This is a genomic window from Enterobacter sp. UPMP2061, from assembly GCF_053709615.1.
Map to the genome: position 1 here is coordinate 103,421 of NZ_JBSKJP010000005.1, position 21,006 is coordinate 124,426.

The window sequence follows — 21,006 nt, forward strand, 5'->3', positions numbered from 1 at the left end:
TTACTCTGATGGCCGGGCAGCGTTGCGCCGCCCGGCAGTGATGTTACTGAATCCCGCCGCCCAGCGACTGCCACAGCGTGATGCGGTTTTCCAGGTCGGTTTGCTGCAAGGCAATCAGTGATTCCTGCGCCGACCACAGCGACCGCTGCGCGGTGAGCACCGTCAGATAATCGCCCGCGCCAGCCTTGTAACTGCGCGTCGCCACATCCAGCGTTTTTTGCTCCGCCGCCACGTATTCACGCTGGGCATCAAGCTGTTCACTCAACGTTTCGCGCCGCGCCAGCGCGTCGGCCACGTCCTTGAACGCGCTCTGGATGGTTTTCTCATAGGTCGCAATTAACCCTTTTTTCTCGGCTTCCGCATAGCGTAGCTGCGCCATATTGTTGCCGCCGCTGAACAGCGGCAGGGTGATGGAAGGTGCAAACGACCAGACCTTCATCCCGTGGCTGAACAGGGACGACAGCGAATCGCTGCCGACGCCCGCGCTGGCGGTGAGCGAGATGGTCGGGAAGAAGTTGGCGCGCGCCGCGCCGATGTTGGCGTTGGCGCTCAGCAGGTTATGTTCCGCCTCCTGAATGTCCGGACGACGCAGCAGCGCGCTGGAGCTGACGCCCGCCGGGATCAGCGTGATGGCGTTGTCGCTCAGGCTCTCCAGCGTGCCGGGCAGCAGGTTCTCGGGCACCGTATCGCCCGCCAGCAGGTTGAGAGCGTTTTTGTCCTGCATCACCAGCGTCTGGTAGCTCGCCACGCTGGCGCGCGCCTGCTGGTAAACCGCCATCGCTTCACTGACGTCCGTTGCCGCTGCCACGCCCACTTCCTGCTGGCGCTTCACAATCTTGAGTGAGTTTGCGGCGCTCTCCAGGGTGGACTTCGCCAGCGCCAGATTGCTGTTATCCGCCGCCAGCGTCACCCAGGCCGTGGTCAGCTCGCTGACCATCGTCAGGCGCGTGTTCTGCGCGGTGAATTCGCTGGCAAGCCAGGTTTCACGCGCGGCGCGCGACAGGCTCTGGTTGCGGCCAAACAGATCCAGCTCGAAGCTGGAGACCGCGCCGTTGGCTTCGTCACTTGTCGCGACGCCGCTCGCCAGCGTGCGGCTGCGGGTGTGGCTCAGTTCCGCGTCCACCGTCGGGAACAGGGACGAGCGCGTCTCGCCATACTGGGCACGGGCGGCGTCGATATCCGCTATCGCTTTTTGCACGTCGCGGTTGCTGTTGAGCGCCATCGTCACCACGCTTTTCAACCGCGCATCATTCATCACCTGCTGCCACTGGCTCACCACGGCGTTGGCTTCGCCGTGCGCGCCGGGCAGGGTGGCCGGAACGGGCGCGTCCGGGCGCTGATACGTGGGATCTAATGACACACAGCCTGCGCTCAGCAGGGCTAACGCTAAAACAGTTTCACGAAACATTATGACCTCCGGTTTGCGTGCTTACCGGAGAACAGACGTTTCACCAGTACAAAGAATAAAGGAACAAAGAAGATGGCCAGCAGCGTCGCGGCCAGCGTCCCGCCGATAATGCCGGTACCGATCGCCACGCGGCTGTTGGCCCCGGCGCCGGTGGCAATCGCCAGCGGCGTCACGCCTGCGATAAACGCCAGCGAGGTCATGATAATCGGACGCAGACGCGTCTGGGCGGCCCGCAGGGCGGCGCGCGTCAGGGAGTAGCCTTCGGCGACTTTGGCTTCGGCAAACTCGACAATCAGAATGGCATTCTTCGACGACAGACCGATGGTGGTCAGCAGCGCCACCTGGAAGTAGACGTCGTTGCTCAGGCCACGCAGGGAGGCGGCAATGGCCGCGCCCAGCACCCCAAGCGGGATCACGAGGATGACCGAAATGGGCACCGACCAGCTCTCATACAGCGCCGCCAGGCACAGGAACACCACGAGGATGGAGAGGGCATAGAGGCTCATCGCCTGACCGCTCGCTAGTTTTTCCTGCAACGACAAACCGCTCCATGCCCAGGTGCTGCCGGACGGCAGGTTATTCGCCAGTTGCTCCATTTTGCTCATCGCCGTACCGGAGCTGGCGCCGCTGGCGTTCTCGCCCTGAATTTCATACGCCGCCGAGCCGTTGTAGCGCACCAGGCTTTCCGGGCCATACTCCCAGCGGGTGGTGGCGAAGGCGGAGAACGGGGTCATGGTGCTGTCGCTGCCGCGCACATACCATTTGTTAAGATCCGACGGCACCGCGCGATAGTCACTGTCGCCCTGGATGTAGACCTTTTTCACACGGCCACGGTCAATGAAGTCGTTCACGTAGGTGCCGCCCCAGGCGCTGGAGAGGGTGTCGGTAACATCGCTCAGGGAGAGCCCCAGCGACACGGCTTTGTTGTTATCGATATCCACCTGAAGCTGCGGCATCTGCGGCAGATCGTTGGCGCGCACGGCGTGCAGCGAGTTGTCCTGGTTGGCTTCGCCAATCAGCTGGTTACGCAGTTTCAGCAGCGCGTCGCGGTCGGTGCCGCCGCTGGCCATCAGCTCAAAGGTAAAGCCGTTGCTCTGGCCTAAACCATCCACCGCCGGGGGCGTCATGGCGAAAATTGTGGCATCCCGAATGGTGCTCAGCTCCTGCGTGGCGCGCAGGGCAATGGCCTGGGCGGTGTTTTCCTCGCCTTTGCGCTCTGACCAGTTTTTCAGGGAGACGAACGCCATCCCGGCGTTCTGGCCGCTGCCACTGAAGCTGAAGCCTTCAATGGTGAAGATCACGTCGGTATTGGCTTTCTCTTTGGTGAGGAACCACTCGCGTACCTGGCGGCTTACCTCGGCGGTACGCACCGCGGTTGCGCCGGCAGGCAGGGTGTACTGCACCATGATTTCACCCTGGTCTTCGGTTGGCAGGAAGCTGCCCGGCAGTTTTAGCATGGCGAACCCCATCGCGCCGCAGAGCAGGGCGTAGATCACCAGCATGCCACCGGAACGGCGCAGGGCGCGCAGCACCTTGTTCTGATAGCCGTGCTCGGTCTTACTGTAGAAGCGGTTAAACGCGCCGAAGAAACCTTTTTTGTGCGGAGCGGTGTGATTCAGGATCGAGCCGCACAGCGCGGGCGTCAGGGTCAGCGCCACCACCACGGAGAGGAACATCGCCGAAATAATGGTGACCGAGAACTGACGGTAAATCACCCCGGTGGAGCCGCCGAAAAAGGCCATCGGCAGGAATACCGCAGAGAGCACCAGCGCAATGGCGATCAGCGCGCCGGAAATTTCGCCCATCGATTTTTCGGTCGCTTCCCGGGCGGGCAGCCCTTCGTCGCGCATAATACGCTCGACGTTTTCCACCACCACGATGGCGTCATCCACCAGAAGCCCTATCGCCAGCACCATCGCAAACAGCGTCAGGGTGTTGATGGAGTAACCGAACAGCGCCAGCACGCCGAAGGTGCCCAGCAGCACCACCGGCACCGCCAGCGCCGGGATCAGCGTCGCGCGGATGTTTTGCAGGAACAGGTACATCACCACCACCACGAGGATAATGGCTTCGAACAGCGTCTGAATCACGTCCTCAACGGAGATCTTGATGAACTCGGTGCTGTCTTTCGGGTAGGCCACATCGTAGCCTTCCGGCATCGACTTTTTGAACTCGGCGATCTTATCTTTTACCGCCGTGGCGGTGTTAAGCGCGTTGGCGCCCGGTGAGAGCATCACCGCCATACCCGCCGCCGGGTGGCCGTTCAGCTTCGCGGTGGCGGTGTAATCTTCGCTGCCCATCTCCACGCGCGCGACGTCGCTGATGCGCACCACCGCACCGTTGGACTGGCTCTTGACGATGATCTTTTTGAACTCATCGACCGTTTGCAGACGCGACTGAGCGCGGACGGTGGCGGTCAGCTGTTGGGCGTTCGACGAGGGCAGTGCGCCGATTTTACCGGCGGAAACCTGCACGTTCTGCGCTTCAATCGCGCTCTGCACGTCGGAGGGCATCAGCGAGTACGACGCCAGCTTCGCCGGGTCGAGCCAGATGCGCATCGCGTATTCTGCACCGAACACCTGTAGGCTACCGACGCCATCCACGCGCGCCAGCGGATCCTGCATATTACTCACCAGCCAGTCGGCGATATCCGAGCTGCTGGCGGTGTCGGTTTTGTCATATACGCCCATGATCAGCAGGAAGTTGCTCTGGGATTTTTCGACGGTGATCCCGGACTGCTGCACCTCGGTCGGCAGGCGCGATTCCGCCTGCTGGACTTTGTTCTGCACCTGTACCTGAGCGGTGTCCGGATCGGTTCCCTGTTCAAACGTGACGTTAATACTCACCGACCCGTCCGAGCTGCTGGTGGAGGTGAAGTAGAGCAGGTTATCCAGCCCGGTGAGCTGCTGCTCGATCACCTGCGTCACGCTGTTTTCCAGCGTCTGTGCGGAGGCACCGGTATAGGTGGCGGAGATTTTGATCGACGGCGGAGCCACGTCCGGGTACTGCGCAACGGGCAGCGTGCGGATCGCCAGCATTCCGGCGAGCATGATGAGAATGGCGATAACCCAGGCAAAGACCGGGCGACGCACGAAGAAACGGGAAAACATCAGGCGTTTCCTCCGTTGGTTTTCATCTCTTCAGCTTTCACTTCCTGCCCGGCGGTGACTTTATCGGTGCCTTCCACAATCAGCTTATCGCCCGCCTTCAAACCGCTCAGCACCAGCCATTTGTCGCCGTAGGTGTCACCCGTCTCCAGCTGACGCTGTTCGACCTTGTTGCTGGCGTTCACCACCAGCGCGGTGGCGGTGCCTTTGGCGTCGCGAGTGATGCCCTGCTGCGGGGCGAGGATCGCGTCATTCATGATGCCTTCATCCACTCTGGCGCGGACGAACATGCCCGGCAGAAGCTGATGCTGCGGGTTCGGGAAGACGGCGCGCAGGGTAACTGAGCCGGTAGACTCATCCACCGCCACTTCGGTCAGCGCCAGGCGGCCTTTTTCGCTGTAGCTGCTGCCGTCTTCGAGAATCAACGACACGTTCAGCGTATCGCTGTTGCTGGCGAGGGTTTGCTTGCGTAAACGCAGCAGATCGGCGCTGGAACGGGTTAAATCGACGTACATACTGTCCAGCCCGCGAATGGTGGCCAGCGCGGTATCCTGCTGGGCGGTCACCAGCGCGCCGGGGGTCACAGAGGAGATGCCGATACGTCCGGCAATCGGCGCGGTGACGGTGGTCCAGTTGAGGTTAATGCGGGCGCTTTCCAGCGCGGCTTTCTTTGACTCGACGCTGGCCTTGTCCTGCGCGCAGGTGGACTTCGCGTCTTCCGCATCCTGACGTGATACGCCGTCGTCCTTCACCAGCTGCGCATAACGCCGGGCTTTCTGGCAGTCGGCCTGCACCAGCGCCTGCGCCTGTTTCAGTGCGGCGGCGGCTTCATCATACGCGGCGCGGTAGCTGGAAGGATCGATCTGATACAGCGCTTGCCCGGCCTTGACCGTATCGCCTTCGGTGAACAGGCGCTTCTGGATAATGCCACCTACCTGGGGGCGCACTTCGGCGCTCATTGCGGCGGCGGTGCGACCGGTCAGCTCGCTGACGACGGACACCGGCTGGCTCATGAGTGTGACAATCCCCACTTCCGGAAGAGGACGTTGAGGAGCAGATGTTTGCGCATTATCGCACCCTGTCAGGAGGAGTAATGCCGCGATGGAGGTTGTTATGGTTTTCATAATCTTTTTCCAGGGTGAACGAAGCCTGCCCTGTTAATCGCTTAACAGGGAGGAGGGCTAATTAAAAGCACAGCGATCCCGCATCTCTGGCTGAGCCAGAAATGAAAAAAGGGAAATTACTTATTTCCGCTAATTATTCACATGCGATTACTTCGCAGAGAAAATCATATTTAAAATATTCTGGTATATAGGCTCTAATTGTTCTGACGGTACTTTTAAAGGCGTGAGTCGACGGTAAATCGTGCCTTCGATCATCACGGCGGTAATCTCCACGCAGCAGCGAATATGCTCATCGCTCAGGTGAGGGAACTGCTTTTTCAGGTGCTCACAGGCGTTGGCGAACATGCGGGCTTCGGCTTCGATCAGCATGTTTGCCACCAGCGGATTGCGCGTGGCCTCTGCGGACATTTCGAGCATCAGCGCGTCATCGTCTTCGTTAAGCGTCTGGCGCCAGGCAAGCGCCTGCGGCATCCCTTCAACCAGGGTTTTGCCCTGCATCTCTTCAATACGTGAGTCGATAATGCGCCGGATCATCTCTTCAATAATCGCGTCTTTGTTACTGAAATAGCGATAGATTTGTCCGACGCTGAGCCTGGCTTCGCTGGCGATCTGCGACATGCTGGCAGCGTGAAACCCGCTGGCGCGAAAGCAGCGGCGCGCGGCGGTAATGATTTCGTCCTGCCGCAGTTTTTGTCGTTCTTCCAGCTTTGTACTCATTGTCGGCTACCGTAAAAAGTGAGAATGATCGTTCTCATTATACGTTTTCGGAGACTATTGGAAAGGCTTTTTTTATTTACATATTGAATGAATATTTCCAGGTATAAACAATGGAGAAAATAAGGAGTTTTTATGAAGGTTAAGCTGTGAGATATTCAGATTGCGCTGAAAATAAGGAGAGAATTATGCATCTGAGCATTACAGATAATGTCACAGCCGAAGAAAAAGAAGAATTATTAACGGGGCTAAGAGCCTATAACGCGCAGTTTTTAGATCTGTCGACATTTGGCGGCGATATTGGCGTATATATGCGAGACGACAATGGCGTCATGCTGGGCGGGTTAATCGGCGTACGGAAAGGCGACTGGCTGAACATCGACTATCTGTGGGTCAGCGACAGCGTGCGGGGAACGGGCGTGGGAAGCCAGCTTATCAAAACGGCTGAAGAGGGGGCCCGTCGCAAAGGCTGTCGTCACGCGCTGGTGGATACGGTCAGCTTCCAGGCGCGCCCGTTCTATGAAAAGCAGGGTTATCAGGTGCAGATGTCCTTGCAGGATTACCCTTATCAGGGAATGCAGAGACACTATCTGTCCAAAAATCTTTAACCGCCGATCCCGGTGCCTATCACGGCTAACACGTGGCGCACCACGATCTCCGGCGAGAGGGCGTTAAGCCTCTCGTCATTGCGCATGCGGGAGAACGGCACCAGCACCAGGCTCAGCAGCGTAGTGAACAGCAGTTCGGGGGCCAGCGCCGGATTCAGCTTTCCTTCCTGCTGCCAGCCTTTGATGGTTGCCAGCGTGGTGTGATATTTCTCATCGCCAAAGCGTGCCTGCAAATGGGTGCGCAGTACCGGCATCTCGCCAATCACCTCCTGCATCCACAGCGGGGCAAACCAGCGATACTTTTCCGCCAGTTCGGCCAGCACCCTGACCATTTCCGTCAGGGCATCCACCGGCGAATCCCGGTTGTCGGCGAAAATCGCCCCGATCCGCTCGCGTAACGGCAGGAAGCGCTCCTCAATCATCGCATCCAGTAACTGTTCTCTGGAGTTGAAGTAGTAGTGCAGCATGGCGGGCGTCACGCCTGCTTCGCGGGCAATAGCGTTCAACGACGTATTGGCGATCCCCTGGCGGGAAAAGAGGTTCAGGGCGATGTCCAGCAGCTGTTCACGGCTGGCGGTAACGCGCTTGCCGCCGCGTGGCCGACCGGGGCGGCGGGGTTCAGAATTGTCCTTTTGTGCTGGCATGGTCACCGTATCTCTTGATCTTATTCATCACTTCCACAAATATTAATTATACGATTAATTAATTTCAAGTGATGTCTTATGGAGTCCTACGTAATGACTCAACCTGCGAAAAAGGCGCCGTCGATTAAGCTGCTGTTCAGCGCACTCCTGCTGGTGATGCTGCTCTCGGCGCTGGATCAGACCATTGTCTCCACCGCGCTGCCGACCATCGTCGGTGAGCTGGGCGGGCTGGATAAGCTCTCGTGGGTGGTAACGGCCTATATCCTCAGTTCGACCATCGTGGTGCCGCTGTACGGCAAATTCGGCGATCTGTTTGGCCGAAAAATCGTTCTGCAAATCGCGATTGTGCTGTTTCTTGTAGGGTCCGCGCTGTGCGGTCTGGCGCAGAACATGACCCAGCTGGTGCTGATGCGCGCCCTGCAAGGGCTGGGGGGCGGCGGTCTGATGGTGATCAGCATGGCTGCCGTGGCGGACGTGATCCCGCCTGCCGATCGGGGTCGCTATCAGGGGTTGTTTGGCGGCGTGTTTGGCCTGGCGACGGTGATAGGGCCGCTGATCGGCGGGTTTATCGTTCAGCACGCATCCTGGCGCTGGATTTTCTACATCAACCTGCCGCTGGGGCTGTTTGCCCTGCTGGTGATTGGCGCGGTTTTCCACGGCAGCGCGCGGCGCAGCAAGCATGAGATTGACTACCTGGGGGCGATTTACCTCAGCATGGCGTTGCTGTGCATCATTCTGTTTACCACCGAGGGCGGGACGATCCGCCAATGGAGCGACCCGCAGCTGTGGTGCATTCTGGCCTTCGGCCTGACGGGGATCGCCGGGTTTATCTACGAAGAGCGGCTGGCGTGGGAGCCGATTATCCCGCTGTCGCTCTTCCGCGACCGCAGCTTCCTGCTCTGTAGCCTGATCGGTTTTATTATCGGCATGTCGCTGTTTGGCTCCGTCACTTTCCTGCCGCTCTATTTACAGGTGGTAAAAGACGCCACGCCGACGCAGGCCGGTTTGCAGCTGATCCCCCTGATGGGGGGGCTGTTGCTCACCTCCATTATCAGCGGGCGCATCATCAGCCGTACCGGGAAATATCGTCTGTTCCCGATCCTCGGCACGCTGCTCGGCGTGGTGGGGATGGTATTACTGACGCGCATTTCAATCACCTCCCCAACCTGGCAGCTGTACCTGTTTACCGGCGTGCTGGGCATGGGGCTGGGACTGGTGATGCAGGTGCTGGTGCTGGCGGTGCAGAACAGCGTGTCAGCCGATCAATACGGCGTCGCGACGTCTGGGGTGACGCTGTTCCGTTCCATTGGCGGGGCGATTGGCGTTGCGCTGTTTGGCGCGGTGTTCACCCATATTCTGCAATCAGGCCTGATCGACAGGCTGCCGGAAGGGGCGGAACTGCCGCGCGAACTTAATCCCGTTGCCATACACCATCTGCCTGATGCCCTGCGTCTGGACTATCTGGATGCGTTCGGCTCGGCGATCCATGCGGTATTCATGCTGGCGGCGGGGATTATGGTGCTGGCGTTTGTGCTGTCGTGGTTTTTGCGCGAAGCGCCGCTGCGTCGGCAGGCGTGAGGGAAGCGGTTCTGCTTGCGCCTGGACTACCGTAGCCTGATGCCCATCGCCCGGTGGCGCTACGCTTACCGGGCCTACACTTCCCCCGTCACGTAGGCCGGGTGAGCGCAGCGCCACCCGGCAACAGGCCGCATATAACTTAACCGTCTTACTGATTCCTTTTCGTTTTTTAGCCTGCCGTCTCGTTGTCGATATAGTCTTCAAAACGTCTATCAAAAGGAACTGTCTCGTGAAACTTCGATTGGGTGCGCTTCTCCTGACTGGCCTGCTGCTCGCGGGCTGTGATCAGGGCGGCAATGATGCCAGACACATTAAAGTCGGCGTGATCAATGGCGCTGAGCAGGACGTGGCGGAAGTCGCCAAAAAGGTGGCAAAGGAGAAATACGGTCTGGATGTTGAGCTGGTGGGCTTTAGCGGCTCGCTGCTGCCCAACGATGCCACCAACCAGGGCGAACTGGACGCCAACGTCTTCCAGCATCGCCCGTTCCTCGCAGAAGATAACAAGGCGCACAATTACAAGCTGGTCGCCGTGGCCAATACCTTCGTCTTCCCGATGGCGGGTTACTCCCGAAAGATTAAATCGGTCTCTGAGCTGAAGGACGGCGCAACCATTGCGATTCCAAACGATCCCACCAACCTTGGCCGCGCGCTGTTGCTGCTGCAAAAAGAGAAGCTGATTACCCTTAAACCGGATGTTGGCCTGCTGCCAACGGCGCTGGATATTACCGCGAACCCGAAAAACTTACAGATTATGGAGCTGGAAGGGGCGCAGCTGCCGCGCGTGCTGGACGATCCGAAAGTGGATGTGGCCATCATCAGTACCACCTATCTCCAGCAAACGGGGCTTTCTCCGGTACACGACAGCGTCTTTATCGAAGACAAAAACTCACCCTACGTGAATATTGTGGTCACGCGTGAAGAGAACAAAGACGCCGAAAACGTGAAGGAATTTATCCAGTCCTATCAGTCGCCGGAAGTGGCGAAAGCGGCGGAGACCATTTTTAACGGTGGCGCGGTGCCGGGCTGGTAAGCCCCGGTAAAAAGGCCAGCGCTCCGCTGGCCGTCAAAGCGTTACGCGGGCATCGGTTCGGCTTTCGGGCCACAGAAAACCCTGACCAGACTGTGCGCCGGACGCGCGGGCGCGCGCCAGATCCCGCGAGTTTTCGATGCCTTCTATAAGAATTGATTGCGCGATACCTGCCCTGACCTCCTGTACAAACGGGGCAAGCGGCGCGCGCTCGCGCAGCGCTGAGCGGTCAATTTTCACCCCATCCAGCGGCAGCGCAAGCCGCGCGAACGCCTCCGCCAACTCCCGGGTTAAATCGTCCAGCCAGATTTGCCATCCCGCCTCTTTTAACCGAACAAGCGTGGCATGAAGGCGACGTTGCTCATCCTCGCTCAGCCGTGTGATGGTGAGGGGATCCTGAATTTCAATCGTTAACCGCTGCTGATGGCGTAACGCCAGCAACAACCGGATAGCGCGTTCGTTGAGAAGGTGTTCTGCCGGAAGGTTTAGCCAGTAAGCGTCCCGGGCGGGTATCTGTAACAGGGTGTTGGCCTGCCAGAAGAAGATTTGCAGCGCGCTGCGCGAGGGCAGCGAGGCAAACAGCACCTCAAGATTGACGTTATGGATCTCCACGAGAACTTCATGCGCGAACACCTGGCCCGAATGAAGATCGACAAGCGGCTGGAATCGCAGCCCTGAGATACGTTGCAACAGGGGAGAGGGAAGAACGGTATACATGGAACAGCCTTCAGGAAATGAAAAAAGGTTCCCGCGGACACGGGAACAAAAGGCAAACGACACACGGTCAAATTTTTAATTCAGGATCCAGCGAATGCTCTGGTAAAACGAGGGACCACGCACGGCCTTAAGCTTGTTCATGGCGTTGTTCTTATAAAAGTAAACCAGCCTGACGTTACACCCCAGCTGACGGGCGATTTGCTTGGTTTTGAGATTACAGGAATAGCCGCGCAGTACGCTTGCCTCCTCGCTGGACAGCCTCGCCGGGGTGCGTAAGCGGGTCGTCATGCCTACGTTGTAACGGCCAGACTCTTGCGGCGTCTGGCTCATCAGTATTTGCCACAGCGCTTTGATATCCCCCAGGGAGACTCTTTTGCTGATGACTCCATCAACATGTTTGAATTTCAAATAGCCGGCGGATAACGAATAGATATAGATCTTCGCTGTCACTTGTTTCTGTTTAATACAGAGAATGTCGTCATTCGTCGTCACCCGGAAATGACGCGTATTCAACGGATCATAAATGATGATATCAAAGAGTTGTTCACTCATAGCAAGTTCTTCGATATGGGTAAATCCATGGAAAATAACGTCGTGTTTTTCATCAGGCTCACGCTTTCCAAGCGATTGCAGGCCAATCATCGTGAATTCGCAGCTGTCAACAACGGCAACGTGAATTGTTTTTTTATTTTGCATTGGCATTCTCCTTTCGCTGAGTAAACAGTCCATATAAGAGAAAATGGCGGTTCGCACTCTCTTATTAAAAGAATAGCGAGCACTTTTTTAAATAACGCGATGCGATGGCATCAATGTAAGCCAATACAAACCGTCGAGTAAAGCTGAAGCCAATTATTAGCGGAAGATAAAATTGAAAAATGGTTTTAATGGTATATGCAATTGTTTTAATCTTCTAATAATATTCATGCCAGATTTTTATTCTATAAATGAGCGGATAATAAGCATCAGAAGGTTGATTAATGGGGTTAATCCACCGCTTTTTCAGTGATTTACTGCTGTTCCTGTAAGAAAAATTGTGATCGTGGCAGGATTATCGACAGGGCTTTATCTGCGAGGGGAAACGGCGTGCAGAATAAAATAGAATTTTTTCTATGAATTTAATGTCCTTGTTCAGATTTTTAAGCCTGAGAAGGATAAAATCCTGGCGCGAAGAGGTTGTGAGTGGTGAGTACATAAACTATTATCATTTTCCTCCGGTCACGAGAATTTAGAAAAGACATGAATAATACTGAACGTATCGTAAGGGTAATGGTGTTTTACAAAATAAATATATTTAAAGAGATAATATTCCGGGCGCTCCAGGATCTTTTACCCGATTACGTACTGAACATTACTCAGGTCGATTCCACAGAACAGGCGCTGGCGGCGGTGGCGGATAATAACGTGGATGTTTTCTTCACTGAATTTAATTATCTGCTTAATCATAAAGAGTGGAGTGCGGAGGTCAGCAGCCGTTTTACATCTTTATGTAAAACCCATCACGTCAGGCGTGTTCTGTTGGTGCCCGAGCTGCCTTACGGGCTGTTAAAAAAAGTTCTGGAGATGAAATTTGAATTAACCATCAGTCAGCAGGATGAATTGACTGAACTGAAAAAGGAATTACCCGCGTTGCTCATGGCGGACGGGCAAAAACCGTCGATCTCTTCGTGGCTCAGGCGGGTAATGCGGTCCGGCTCCCGGGCGCGTTCCATCCTCTCGGCCAGAGAGTGGGAGGTGCTTCATCTTATCGTGGAAGGATTTTCAACGACGGAGATTGCCCGTCATCGAAACCGTTCGGTCAGTACCATTGCGACACAGAAACACAATGCAATGAAAAAGCTGAATCTTTCCAACCACAGCGAACTGATTAAGTATGTGCAAGCGGTTGGAAAGATGGAGGAATAGTTCACATCAGGGATAGATAATATTCAGCGTAGCCGATGTATTGATCTTACCCTGGCTCACCTGGGCGGGCGCCCACACGTAATAGTACGCCGCCATCGGAAGGGTGAAATGTTCGTCCAGCGCCGCGCCAGCCGCCACGCTGAAAATCATCGTGGCGTTGCCACGGCTGGTGGTTGAGGTAGAGAAGGTCACCGGCGTTTGCGGGGCGTCACGTTTTATCAGGCGGAGCCCCACGCCCTGCGCCGCGCTACTGCTGCTGTCGATCAGCACCGAGCTGTCGGTTGAGAGCAGCTGCGTGCTGGACAGAAACATCTCAATTGCCCGATCGGAATTGCCATTAACCCCGACGTTCTGACAGCTCATGTTCAGTGAAAAAGGCGTCAGCCCCGGCTGTGAGGATGCACTGAGCTGGGGAATGCCGAGCGTCGGCAGCGCCACGGTCAGCCCCGCATTATCAAAGGAACAGGTAGTCAGTTTCGGCGCGTATTTGATGATCATCGGCTGACCAAACATATCGCGGTTGTCGTAAGGCCACTTGAACCCGCTGAATAACCACTGCGCTATCTTGATGACCTGATTGATTGGCCAGGTGATGATTTCCCAGATGGATAACCCGCTCATGTCGCTGACGAACAGAACGTCGCTCATGTTCGCCGTATCCCCCGTCAGGGTGGTACCGCTCTGGTTAACGAGGGTGAAGCGAACCGTAAACGGTGTGTTCAGCTCAGACGCCGTATGGCTACCGCTGGCAGACAGGGTTTTATTGGCCGGGGGATTGGTGATCTCCGCCCGCACCATATACTTGTTATTGCTGAACCCGAGGATGGTCGCGTATTTGCTGTCGGTCGAGAGGATCGGCGTGTAAGAAAATTCACTGTTACCCGTCGTACAGTTGAACGAGCCGCTGTACTGGGTGCTGAAGCTGCCGGTCCATGTGGGCGTGGCCGGGCTCAGCTTATCCGATAAATCAATGGTAATCGGTGTGCCATAAACGATGCTGCTGCCGGAGCAGGTGGCATAGCTCATCCCGCTAATGCTGGTGAGGAGCAGGAACATGAATGATCGTAACATTTTGATAATCCGTAATTAATGGCAAACCGATGAGGGGCTGTTCAGCCCCCAGGCCGGGGAGGAGATTTCGCACTTTCCGCTGCGGAGATGCACGTTGAGCGCGCGTGGCGGCTGTTCAGCACGGATATACAGTACGCTGGCCTGGCCGACATACCCGACAGATCCACCGTGTTCATCCAGCACTTCAGTGCCAAACGGCAGCGGTTTGCCGTCGGTGCGCGTCGCATGAAGTACCCATGACTGGCGCTTATCGGTTTCGAAGCGGATATAACTCACCGCCCCGTCATAAGGCGCCACGTTAGCCATATTGCCGATCACCTCCGCGCCAGCGCTGTTTTCCGTTTCGGTTAACGTAATGGCGTTTTTGCGATACGGGGTGGCGTAAGGGACCAGCGCCACGCCATCGCGGTTCGTCATAATGCTTTCATCGCCGTTCACCATCAGTCCCTCCGCCTTTGGCGCATCGACGATAGTCATGGTTGTGCCGGTTTCGTTTGAGGCGAGAACGTGCCACGGGTAGGCCACCAGGCTTCCGCGCCCGCTGAGCCCGGTCTGGCGGTAGTCGGAGGATTCGCTGTAAGAGCCACCGAGTGTCGCGAAGTTCGAACGGTACGCGGCGTTAACGCTTGCCGCATTTTTACCCCCACGCGCATTACTGCCGGAGAGGGTATAGCTCAGGCGGTTCGACGCCAGCGCGTTCCCGCTCATGCTGATATTGCTCTGTTCGTAATGCGAATCGCTGGCCGTCAGGCTGGAGGTGATCCACGCATTATTATCAAACAGCGAGAACGGCAGGCTGAGGGAGAGGTAAAGGCGCGTCTCTTCTTCACTGTCCCTGTTCCGTACCCGGCTGGCCGACAGGGTATAGCTGGCGCGGCCGATGGCGTTGGAATAGCCCATCTGATATTCGCGCGTGGTTTGCTGTGAGTTCCAGTAATCGCGCTGTGTGCCGGAGACAAACACCGTGCCCCAGTTATTGAGCAGGCGCTGATTAAGGTTAAGCGTAAAGGTATTTTTGGGCTGCGCCGCGCGCAGGGCGTCCCAGGTGCTTAGCGACATGTCGGGCGCAACGCCAAACCGATCTTCATAGTCGTCGTACTGCGCTCTCAGGCGCTGATACCCTTCGCGCGAATAGAGCGCGTCGCTGAAGCTGTAATAGCCTTTAGTGGAATAGCGATAGGCCGCCAGGGTGAAGTTGGTGGCGGTGGTATCGATAAATTTGCTGTACGACACGCGATAACTCTGACCGCTGCTGGTGCGATCCTGTAGGGTGGTTTTGGCGTGGGTGACATCAAACGAGACCGCGCCAAAGGGAAGGTTCCACCCGGTACCGACAAGCCCGGCCTGGTAGTTATCGCTAATAATCGTCCCGGTATACCCGGTGATGAGGTTATTAAACCCGTAGCGCAGCGTGGCCTGCATGAATGCGGGTTCGGCATCGAGCGTGTTCTGATGCACTTTACCCGCCACTACGCTGTACTGGCTCACCCCTTCTTTTAGCATCCCGGGCACGGCGGAAAACGGCACCGTGAAGGACTGCTGTGAACCGTCCGCTTCACGCACCACCACCAGCAAATCGCCCGCGGACCCGGTAGGTTGAATGCTGTCGAGGGTAAACTGGCCCGGCGGCACGTTCTCCTGATAGATCACGTTGCCATTCTGGATAACTTTCACCAGGGCGTTCGTCCTTGCCACGCCGTGAACCACCGGTGAAAAACCCTGCTGTGAATTTGGGCGCATCTTCATATCCGACGCCAGCGACACGCCGCGCACGCGCAGGGAATCAAACAGATCGCCAGGAATATAAAAGTCACCCAGCGTCAGGTTGGATTTCAGCGAGGCCAGGGGACGGCGCAGGTAGCGGGTATTATTCTGCCAGCTACTCTCTCCGCTGGCGGTTTTCCGCCAGGCGCTGCTGTCGCGAAACTGCCAGCCGAACAGATTGGCGCCGGAATCCAGCCCGGCATAAAAATCATCATTTGTGTCTTTCGCAGTGCCTTTCGCGCGGGTGTTGTACCAGGTCGTGTTCCACGAGAGCATCAGCGCCGGGATCCCCTCGTCCCAGAACTGGGGGGCAATGTAACCTTCTTCAGTACGCTGCACGGCCGCCTGCGGAACGGTAAGCGCCAGACTCAGGGTGCTGGTATCGGTTTTGACTTCACCGCCCTGAACCAGATCGCGCAGCTGGACCTGCCCGTGCGCAATGGCGGGCGCAGGCACGGATGTGGTGTTGATGCCCAGCGACCGGGCATCTTTCCAGGCAAGGCGGATGTCGTCACGCTGCTCGCCGTAGATGACGGTATAACGTCCCTTCCAGCTGCCGTTTACGTAGATATCCATCTCCTGACTGCCGGCAGGCATGGCGTTGTTTTCGGAAAAGCGAGACAGATCGGACTCACCGGATGCGCCAGCAAGCAGGGAGGGATCAAACGAGACGGCCCCTGATTTATGCGAAAGCAGAAGCGTGCAGACTGCCAGCAGACAGAGTCTGTTTTGTTTCATTTTCATGGTGAGTCTTTCCGATCACTGACTGGTGAAAGTCCGGGTTTTATACGCGCCAAGATCGTCCACATACATCAGCTGGAAGGTCTGTCCGCGCTTAACCGTATTTTTGGCGGCGACCGTCAGCTGCCCAAACGGGGAAACCATCGGGGACTCCTGGAGCAATTTCGTTTTACCCAGCGAAATATTGGCGACCGTAATATGGAACGGACTGTTATTTGTAATGCGAAAGCGATCGCCGTCGGCGGCGAGCGTCAGTTTCGCCACCGCGTCATCCAGCGTACCTTTCAGCGCAGCGGGCCGATAAAAAAGTTTGATACGGGATTTAATCGCCAGCTGAACGGTATTCTGGTTTTGCAGATTTTCAGGTCTGGGCGGAATGTCGAGGACATTCAGGAAAAAGACGGATTCGCGATCCGCAGGCAAGCTGGACGGCAGCTTTTTAATACGAAGCTGTTGACCATTATGTTCGTTAACCTTTATCACCGGCGGCGACAACAGAAACGGCACATTGGCTGTTTCCGGCGTGGAATTAATATCACCGTCATCTATCCAGGATTGTACCAGAGCCGGCGCATCGCCCGTATTCATTAACTGGACGATCACCTCTTTGTTATTTTCAGGATAAAGGACACGAGTGCCATTAATGACAATATTGGCCCATGAGTGACCCGTGCTTAGCAGTAAGCCTGCCAGCAAAATTGCCTTGCGCATGATTGCAACCTTAAATACAGGCTCTGCGAAAACAGAGCCTGAATAATCACTATTACAGGTAGGAAATGGTATACGTTACGTTGGAGCTTAACTCGCCCACGGTGGCGGCAGCGGCGTTTGTTTTATAGTAATAAACGTCCAGCGTCAGCGTTTCGGAATCTGGCGCGGTCGCTGTACCCATAATATTTGTCGTGTAAGGCTGGTTCAGGGTAATAGGCGTAGACGAACCTGGCTCCACTAACGCAAAGCCGACATTACGTGCCACGCTGGCATCGCTTTCGTTCACGCTGTTATTCAGCAGGTATTTACCGTCAGTGGAAATATTATCCGCGCTGGAGAAATAAACTTTTAGCGGGGTACCGGTCGTTCCGGCTGCTGGTGAGCAACCAGAGAATGTCAGCGCAATAGATTTTTTATTTCGGGTGATCAGGCCAACCGTGGTGCCCGCATCTTTTACCGAAATAGGGGAAAGCGCAACGGTAAAGTCCGCGCTTTTACCGCCGTTAATGGTACAGGTTGTATCGGTAATAGCGCCGGTAAAGTTAATGATACCACCCGCCGAATTGTCTGCGGCCACTGCGCTGGTAGAGGCAATAGCGGCGGCCAGCAGTGATACGGTCATGATCGATTTGAACATGATAAACTCCATGAAGATTTGTGTTATTTAAAATGAATGTTAATCGGCTACACATGTCCCTGATGTACCGGCTAGACGCATGGCGACTCGGGAGAATGCTTTGACGATATTATGTTGCACTAAAAAAGTACATAACAAAACATTATTCCAACAACTTCTAAAGTTTAAGATTATAATCTTGTCAGTATGTTTTTTTTAATGTTTTAACCTAAATGCGTTGGTTCGAAGATTTTTATTAATGCTTTAATAATCGTTAATTAATGAAGCTTTATGAATTCATCTCTCAATTAATATCACGCGACTTGACCACACAAACTTTAGACTTATTATTGCCTGGCAAATGCACAAAAATTTAACAATGGCGTAATAATAATATGAAGTATCTCATTGATCTTACAATGCTTTATGAAGTCGACACCGGTATGATCATGATTAATGGAGAGGAAGAGTCATCCATTAAGTTATCTAACCAGGCGGGTCGTCTGCTTTATGAACTTATCATCAATAATGGTAAAACACTCGACAGAGACGACCTGATAAAGAAGGTCTGGGAGGATCATGGTTTCTCTGGTTCTTCGGTGAGTCTGAATGTTGCCATAAGTGAAATCAGAAAAGCATTTCGTACATTAGGATGCGACCCTTTACTGATAAAAACGATACGTGGCAAGGGATTTAGCCTTGCCGCGCATATTGAACATCACACGGTCAGGCCGCCGGTTATTTCAACGCTTAGCGAAGAATCTGCCTCTGAAGCATTCGATACGCTAGCGCATAAGAAAGATGCCGATCCGCCTAAACAAATAATATCGCTGCACAGACTCTTTATTTCTCTCTGCACGTTATTACTAATTATTGTTACCGGCACCGCTGTTTTACTATTGCACCAGCGGGATTCCTATGCCGAGAGCCTGAAAGATTCTGATATGCATCTGCTCGGTAAAGTGGACAGGTGTACGATATACCTGATCGATAAGAATATGTATCAGCCGCGACAGCACTACTTTAATCACGTAAAAGAGGTCATCGCCAGTCAACATATCGACTGTCAACATCAGGTTGCAGATGCTTACTATTCCAGGTTTAAAAAGTCGCAGATAGAAAATTATTTCCTGGCCATCTGTTATCAGCAGGACAGTATCGACGATTATAAGAACTGCATTTCTTACAGAAGCCTGACCGGGAGTTAAAATATGTCACGGACTAAAATGAGTGTACTGTTCAGTATCGTACTGGCGCTGTCTGTCATCGCGTTGTTATGGGTCTATTTTACCAGAACGCAGGATGAGGGGTTTGGCTGCCAGTCAGATACCATTTCCTGGAAAACCTATTCCACGGGTGAGTCAACCGATATGTCGCTAACCACGCTTTTCCTGTTTAACAACAAAGATGTTGTGACGGTTATTCATAAAGGCGTACTCAAGAAAGAGGGCAAAAGCTACCTGATTGACAGAAATTACACGCTCAGCGTGGAAAAAGTCGACGGCAGCAATATCTTTTATATTAAGGATAAAAAGCTGAATAAATCTGAAGATGATGCGGCGCCGGATGGCGTTGTAAACGAAATGTTACTTGATAATATCAACTTCTTCTATATTACCAGCGTAAAAAACATGCGTGGTTAATTAAGGGGCTGGTGTTGCCTGTAATGATGTGTGTGGCTGTCCCGACGTCCTGATATTTCTCTTTATTGAAAAATCGATATTTATCTATTACTCGGGAAATTGAGTAATTTACTCAATACGTAACAATAAGATACGAGAAATTTATTTATATTTTTATTGTTGCTCTCCGTCGAGTGAATTTTTCTGTATTGCCTCGTTATTTTGCGGCTGTCTATACTCCGCCTCGAAAAAGGGGCTCCCCTTTTTATACACGTGGATTCTTTTTTGAAGGACTAAATAAATGAACAAACTGAACGCTATCGTTCTGGGCTCCCTGCTGTCTGTTTCTGCCCTGAGCGCAGTTAATGCAGCTGAAACGACGGCTTCTGCCACCTGGCAGGCAACCGCGACCAAAGACAGCGAATCCGATCTGGTTGTTACGCCAACGCGTGCTTTGAACTTCGTTTACAGCGCCAATACCAAATCTTTCAACACCGATACCGGTCTGTTTGATGTGGCTATCCGTGGCGATCACTCTACGGCGACCAGCTTCAAACTCGAAGCTATCCTCGACGATTCAAACAACACGCTGTTCAGCGTGGGTGGTGAAGCGACCAAGCTGAAAGTGGGTGCGCGTTGGGGCGGTAACGACCTGGGCTCTATCGGTGGCACCGTGGGGGCGAAATCGACCGCATGGACCACGCTGGTTGATTCTTCTTCTAACACCGGCGTCTCTTCTGGCCTGTGGAACCTGACCACCAGCGCAGGCGCGGCGGCAGATACCGAAATTACCGGCCAGGACAAATTCGTCTTCTACGTTGACTCCGCTCAGGACAACGCGGGTACTGCGAAAGAGTTCAAAGACCTGACCAACAGCCTGTGGGAAGGGACCGTGTCTGTTGCGTTCCGCGCAACCTGGGGCTAAGGCCTGATCGATCCAGGGGCGCAAGCCCCTGTTTAGGGAAATAGCATGTTTAACCTCAAATCCACCTTCTTATTTTTATTATTTATCTCTTCCTCCGCGCTGGCCATTAATGTGGGAAAAGTCACCACCATTATTTCTGCGGATGCTGACTCCACCGCCAAGGAAATAAAAAACGAAGCAGACAGCGTGCGTATTGTTTCTGTTCGCGCACAGCGGATCAGCAGCCCAATGGATGAAGGGATCGTCATTAATCCGGAGAAAGTGGACGAACTGTTGCTGACGCCCACGCGCATGGTAATGCCCGCCGGTACCAGCAATATCGTCAAATTTTACTATCACGGGAACGCCGATAACAAAGAGCGTTACTACCGCATTACCTTCACGGATGAAGGGGTAAGCGAAGAGGTGGACAGCGGTTCGCCAAAAAACGGCACCGGGATGACGCGTGCGGTGGTGAGCACCATTCTGGTGGTTCAGCCCCGGGATAAGAAGATTGATTTCGTCTATGTGGCGGGAAAAATAACCAATAAAGGGAACACCTCGTTTCGCGTCAATGCGACCGGGACCTGCCTGAAGCCGAATCCGGAATCCCCCGGCACGCCGTGTAGCAAAAACTTCTACCTGATGCCAGAGACCTCGCGCGCTATCGAGGATATCAACGTTACGGATAACCATTTTCATCTCGGAATATGGGACCTGAAACAGTTCATTCCTGTTAAGTAAGGAT

Annotated in this window: 19 protein-coding genes; 8 read left to right on the forward strand and 11 right to left on the reverse strand. The window is 54.7% G+C overall.

Annotation, left to right across the window (positions count from 1 at the left end):
* Nucleotides 1-43: 43 nt before the first annotated feature.
* The 4 genes from ACWKXX_RS12530 to ACWKXX_RS12545 all read right to left on the reverse strand — a co-directional run bounded on the left by ACWKXX_RS12530 (nucleotide 44) and on the right by ACWKXX_RS12545 (nucleotide 6,356).
* Nucleotides 44-1,408, reverse strand: a complete 1,365-nt coding sequence (locus tag ACWKXX_RS12530) for an efflux transporter outer membrane subunit (RefSeq protein ID WP_023302835.1) — start codon at nucleotides 1,406-1,408, stop codon at nucleotides 44-46.
* Nucleotides 1,408-4,518, reverse strand: a complete 3,111-nt coding sequence (locus tag ACWKXX_RS12535; RefSeq protein WP_261665859.1) for an efflux RND transporter permease subunit — start codon at nucleotides 4,516-4,518, stop codon at nucleotides 1,408-1,410. Before ACWKXX_RS12535 ends, ACWKXX_RS12530 begins: the two co-directional genes overlap by 1 nt.
* Nucleotides 4,518-5,639, reverse strand: a complete 1,122-nt coding sequence (locus ACWKXX_RS12540; RefSeq protein ID WP_017383665.1) for an efflux RND transporter periplasmic adaptor subunit — start codon at nucleotides 5,637-5,639, stop codon at nucleotides 4,518-4,520. Before ACWKXX_RS12540 ends, ACWKXX_RS12535 begins: the two co-directional genes overlap by 1 nt.
* A gap of 147 nt (nucleotides 5,640-5,786) precedes the next feature.
* The gene (locus ACWKXX_RS12545; RefSeq protein WP_000104919.1) at nucleotides 5,787-6,356 is read right to left on the reverse strand and encodes a TetR/AcrR family transcriptional regulator; all 570 of its coding nucleotides are present in this window, start codon (nucleotides 6,354-6,356) and stop codon (nucleotides 5,787-5,789) included.
* A 185-nt stretch (nucleotides 6,357-6,541) separates the two neighbouring features.
* Between ACWKXX_RS12545 and ACWKXX_RS12550 the strand changes: the two genes are divergently transcribed.
* The gene (locus ACWKXX_RS12550; RefSeq protein WP_261665858.1) at nucleotides 6,542-6,961 is read left to right on the forward strand and encodes a GNAT family N-acetyltransferase; all 420 of its coding nucleotides are present in this window, start codon (nucleotides 6,542-6,544) and stop codon (nucleotides 6,959-6,961) included.
* Here ACWKXX_RS12550 and ACWKXX_RS12555 read toward each other — a convergent pair.
* Complete coding sequence (locus ACWKXX_RS12555) at nucleotides 6,958-7,605, reverse strand: TetR/AcrR family transcriptional regulator (protein WP_032103773.1); 648 nt, start codon at nucleotides 7,603-7,605, stop codon at nucleotides 6,958-6,960. The two genes, ACWKXX_RS12550 and ACWKXX_RS12555, sit on opposite strands and share 4 nt — an antisense overlap.
* A 78-nt stretch (nucleotides 7,606-7,683) precedes the next feature.
* On the opposite strand from ACWKXX_RS12555, the gene ACWKXX_RS12560 reads away from it, so the two are divergent.
* Together ACWKXX_RS12560 and nlpA are read left to right on the forward strand one after the other, a co-directional pair.
* Entirely contained in the window at nucleotides 7,684-9,183 is a 1,500-nt protein-coding gene (locus ACWKXX_RS12560; protein ID WP_063136754.1) for an MDR family MFS transporter, read from the forward strand.
* Nucleotides 9,184-9,412: 229 nt separating this feature from the next.
* On the forward strand, nucleotides 9,413-10,213 hold the full coding sequence (nlpA, locus tag ACWKXX_RS12565) for a lipoprotein NlpA (RefSeq protein WP_020480549.1): 801 nt from the start codon (nucleotides 9,413-9,415) through the stop codon (nucleotides 10,211-10,213).
* Between the two features lie 33 nt (nucleotides 10,214-10,246).
* Here nlpA and ACWKXX_RS12570 read toward each other — a convergent pair whose 3' ends face one another.
* The gene (locus ACWKXX_RS12570; RefSeq protein WP_015570094.1) at nucleotides 10,247-10,927 is read right to left on the reverse strand and encodes an EAL domain-containing protein; all 681 of its coding nucleotides are present in this window, start codon (nucleotides 10,925-10,927) and stop codon (nucleotides 10,247-10,249) included.
* A gap of 75 nt (nucleotides 10,928-11,002) precedes the next feature.
* On the reverse strand, nucleotides 11,003-11,623 hold the full coding sequence (locus ACWKXX_RS12575; RefSeq protein ID WP_015570093.1) for a LuxR C-terminal-related transcriptional regulator: 621 nt from the start codon (nucleotides 11,621-11,623) through the stop codon (nucleotides 11,003-11,005).
* Between the two features lie 570 nt (nucleotides 11,624-12,193).
* Here ACWKXX_RS12575 and ACWKXX_RS12580 point away from each other — a divergent pair.
* The gene (locus ACWKXX_RS12580) at nucleotides 12,194-12,829 is read left to right on the forward strand and encodes a LuxR C-terminal-related transcriptional regulator (protein ID WP_015570092.1); all 636 of its coding nucleotides are present in this window, start codon (nucleotides 12,194-12,196) and stop codon (nucleotides 12,827-12,829) included.
* Nucleotides 12,830-12,835: 6 nt separating this feature from the next.
* Here the strand turns inward: ACWKXX_RS12580 and ACWKXX_RS12585 are convergent, their stop codons facing one another.
* From ACWKXX_RS12585 to ACWKXX_RS12600, 4 genes are read right to left on the reverse strand one after another with little or no spacing between them, the layout of a single operon-like run.
* The gene (locus ACWKXX_RS12585; protein WP_032668888.1) at nucleotides 12,836-13,900 is read right to left on the reverse strand and encodes a fimbrial protein; all 1,065 of its coding nucleotides are present in this window, start codon (nucleotides 13,898-13,900) and stop codon (nucleotides 12,836-12,838) included.
* A gap of 15 nt (nucleotides 13,901-13,915) precedes the next feature.
* Nucleotides 13,916-16,408: a fimbria/pilus outer membrane usher protein gene (locus tag ACWKXX_RS12590; RefSeq protein ID WP_015570090.1), complete on the reverse strand. Its 2,493-nt coding sequence runs from the start codon at nucleotides 16,406-16,408 to the stop codon at nucleotides 13,916-13,918.
* Between the two features lie 15 nt (nucleotides 16,409-16,423).
* Nucleotides 16,424-17,116, reverse strand: a complete 693-nt coding sequence (locus tag ACWKXX_RS12595; RefSeq protein WP_015570089.1) for a fimbrial biogenesis chaperone — start codon at nucleotides 17,114-17,116, stop codon at nucleotides 16,424-16,426.
* A 52-nt stretch (nucleotides 17,117-17,168) separates the two neighbouring features.
* Nucleotides 17,169-17,753, reverse strand: coding sequence for a fimbrial protein (locus ACWKXX_RS12600; protein ID WP_017383657.1), 585 nt, complete (start codon nucleotides 17,751-17,753; stop codon nucleotides 17,169-17,171).
* Between the two features lie 374 nt (nucleotides 17,754-18,127).
* Here ACWKXX_RS12600 and ACWKXX_RS12605 point away from each other — a divergent pair, with 374 nt between their 5' ends.
* From ACWKXX_RS12605 to ACWKXX_RS12620, 4 genes are all read left to right on the forward strand, one after another.
* Nucleotides 18,128-18,940 carry a winged helix-turn-helix domain-containing protein gene (locus ACWKXX_RS12605; protein ID WP_015570087.1) on the forward strand — a complete coding sequence of 271 codons (813 nt, stop codon included), beginning with the start codon at nucleotides 18,128-18,130 and terminating at the stop codon, nucleotides 18,938-18,940.
* Nucleotides 18,941-18,943: 3 nt separating this feature from the next.
* Nucleotides 18,944-19,375 carry a hypothetical protein gene (locus ACWKXX_RS12610; protein ID WP_261665856.1) on the forward strand — a complete coding sequence of 144 codons (432 nt, stop codon included), beginning with the start codon at nucleotides 18,944-18,946 and terminating at the stop codon, nucleotides 19,373-19,375.
* A 280-nt stretch (nucleotides 19,376-19,655) separates the two neighbouring features.
* Nucleotides 19,656-20,279 (forward strand): common pilus major fimbrillin subunit EcpA, encoded by a 624-nt coding sequence (locus tag ACWKXX_RS12615; RefSeq protein WP_003860995.1) that lies wholly within the window; start codon nucleotides 19,656-19,658, stop codon nucleotides 20,277-20,279.
* Nucleotides 20,280-20,324: 45 nt separating this feature from the next.
* The gene (locus tag ACWKXX_RS12620) at nucleotides 20,325-21,002 is read left to right on the forward strand and encodes an EcpB family pilus assembly chaperone (protein ID WP_015570085.1); all 678 of its coding nucleotides are present in this window, start codon (nucleotides 20,325-20,327) and stop codon (nucleotides 21,000-21,002) included.
* Nucleotides 21,003-21,006: the final 4 nt, after the last annotated feature.

Coding starts and splice junctions, on each gene's coding strand:
- ACWKXX_RS12540 (WP_017383665.1), bottom strand. CDS start 5,639: ATGAAAACCATAACAACCTCCATCGCGGCATTACTCCTCCTGACAGGG.
- ACWKXX_RS12610 (WP_261665856.1), top strand. CDS start 18,944: ATGTCACGGACTAAAATGAGTGTACTGTTCAGTATCGTACTGGCGCTG.
- ACWKXX_RS12530 (WP_023302835.1), bottom strand. CDS start 1,408: ATGTTTCGTGAAACTGTTTTAGCGTTAGCCCTGCTGAGCGCAGGCTGT.
- ACWKXX_RS12570 (WP_015570094.1), bottom strand. CDS start 10,927: ATGTATACCGTTCTTCCCTCTCCCCTGTTGCAACGTATCTCAGGGCTG.
- ACWKXX_RS12550 (WP_261665858.1), top strand. CDS start 6,542: ATGCATCTGAGCATTACAGATAATGTCACAGCCGAAGAAAAAGAAGAA.
- ACWKXX_RS12615 (WP_003860995.1), top strand. CDS start 19,656: ATGAACAAACTGAACGCTATCGTTCTGGGCTCCCTGCTGTCTGTTTCT.
- ACWKXX_RS12535 (WP_261665859.1), bottom strand. CDS start 4,518: ATGTTTTCCCGTTTCTTCGTGCGTCGCCCGGTCTTTGCCTGGGTTATC.
- ACWKXX_RS12555 (WP_032103773.1), bottom strand. CDS start 7,605: ATGCCAGCACAAAAGGACAATTCTGAACCCCGCCGCCCCGGTCGGCCA.
- ACWKXX_RS12545 (WP_000104919.1), bottom strand. CDS start 6,356: ATGAGTACAAAGCTGGAAGAACGACAAAAACTGCGGCAGGACGAAATC.
- ACWKXX_RS12580 (WP_015570092.1), top strand. CDS start 12,194: ATGGTGTTTTACAAAATAAATATATTTAAAGAGATAATATTCCGGGCG.
- ACWKXX_RS12605 (WP_015570087.1), top strand. CDS start 18,128: ATGAAGTATCTCATTGATCTTACAATGCTTTATGAAGTCGACACCGGT.
- ACWKXX_RS12560 (WP_063136754.1), top strand. CDS start 7,684: ATGGAGTCCTACGTAATGACTCAACCTGCGAAAAAGGCGCCGTCGATT.
- ACWKXX_RS12595 (WP_015570089.1), bottom strand. CDS start 17,116: ATGCGCAAGGCAATTTTGCTGGCAGGCTTACTGCTAAGCACGGGTCAC.
- ACWKXX_RS12600 (WP_017383657.1), bottom strand. CDS start 17,753: ATGTTCAAATCGATCATGACCGTATCACTGCTGGCCGCCGCTATTGCC.
- ACWKXX_RS12575 (WP_015570093.1), bottom strand. CDS start 11,623: ATGCAAAATAAAAAAACAATTCACGTTGCCGTTGTTGACAGCTGCGAA.
- ACWKXX_RS12585 (WP_032668888.1), bottom strand. CDS start 13,900: ATGTTACGATCATTCATGTTCCTGCTCCTCACCAGCATTAGCGGGATG.
- ACWKXX_RS12620 (WP_015570085.1), top strand. CDS start 20,325: ATGTTTAACCTCAAATCCACCTTCTTATTTTTATTATTTATCTCTTCC.
- ACWKXX_RS12590 (WP_015570090.1), bottom strand. CDS start 16,408: ATGAAAATGAAACAAAACAGACTCTGTCTGCTGGCAGTCTGCACGCTT.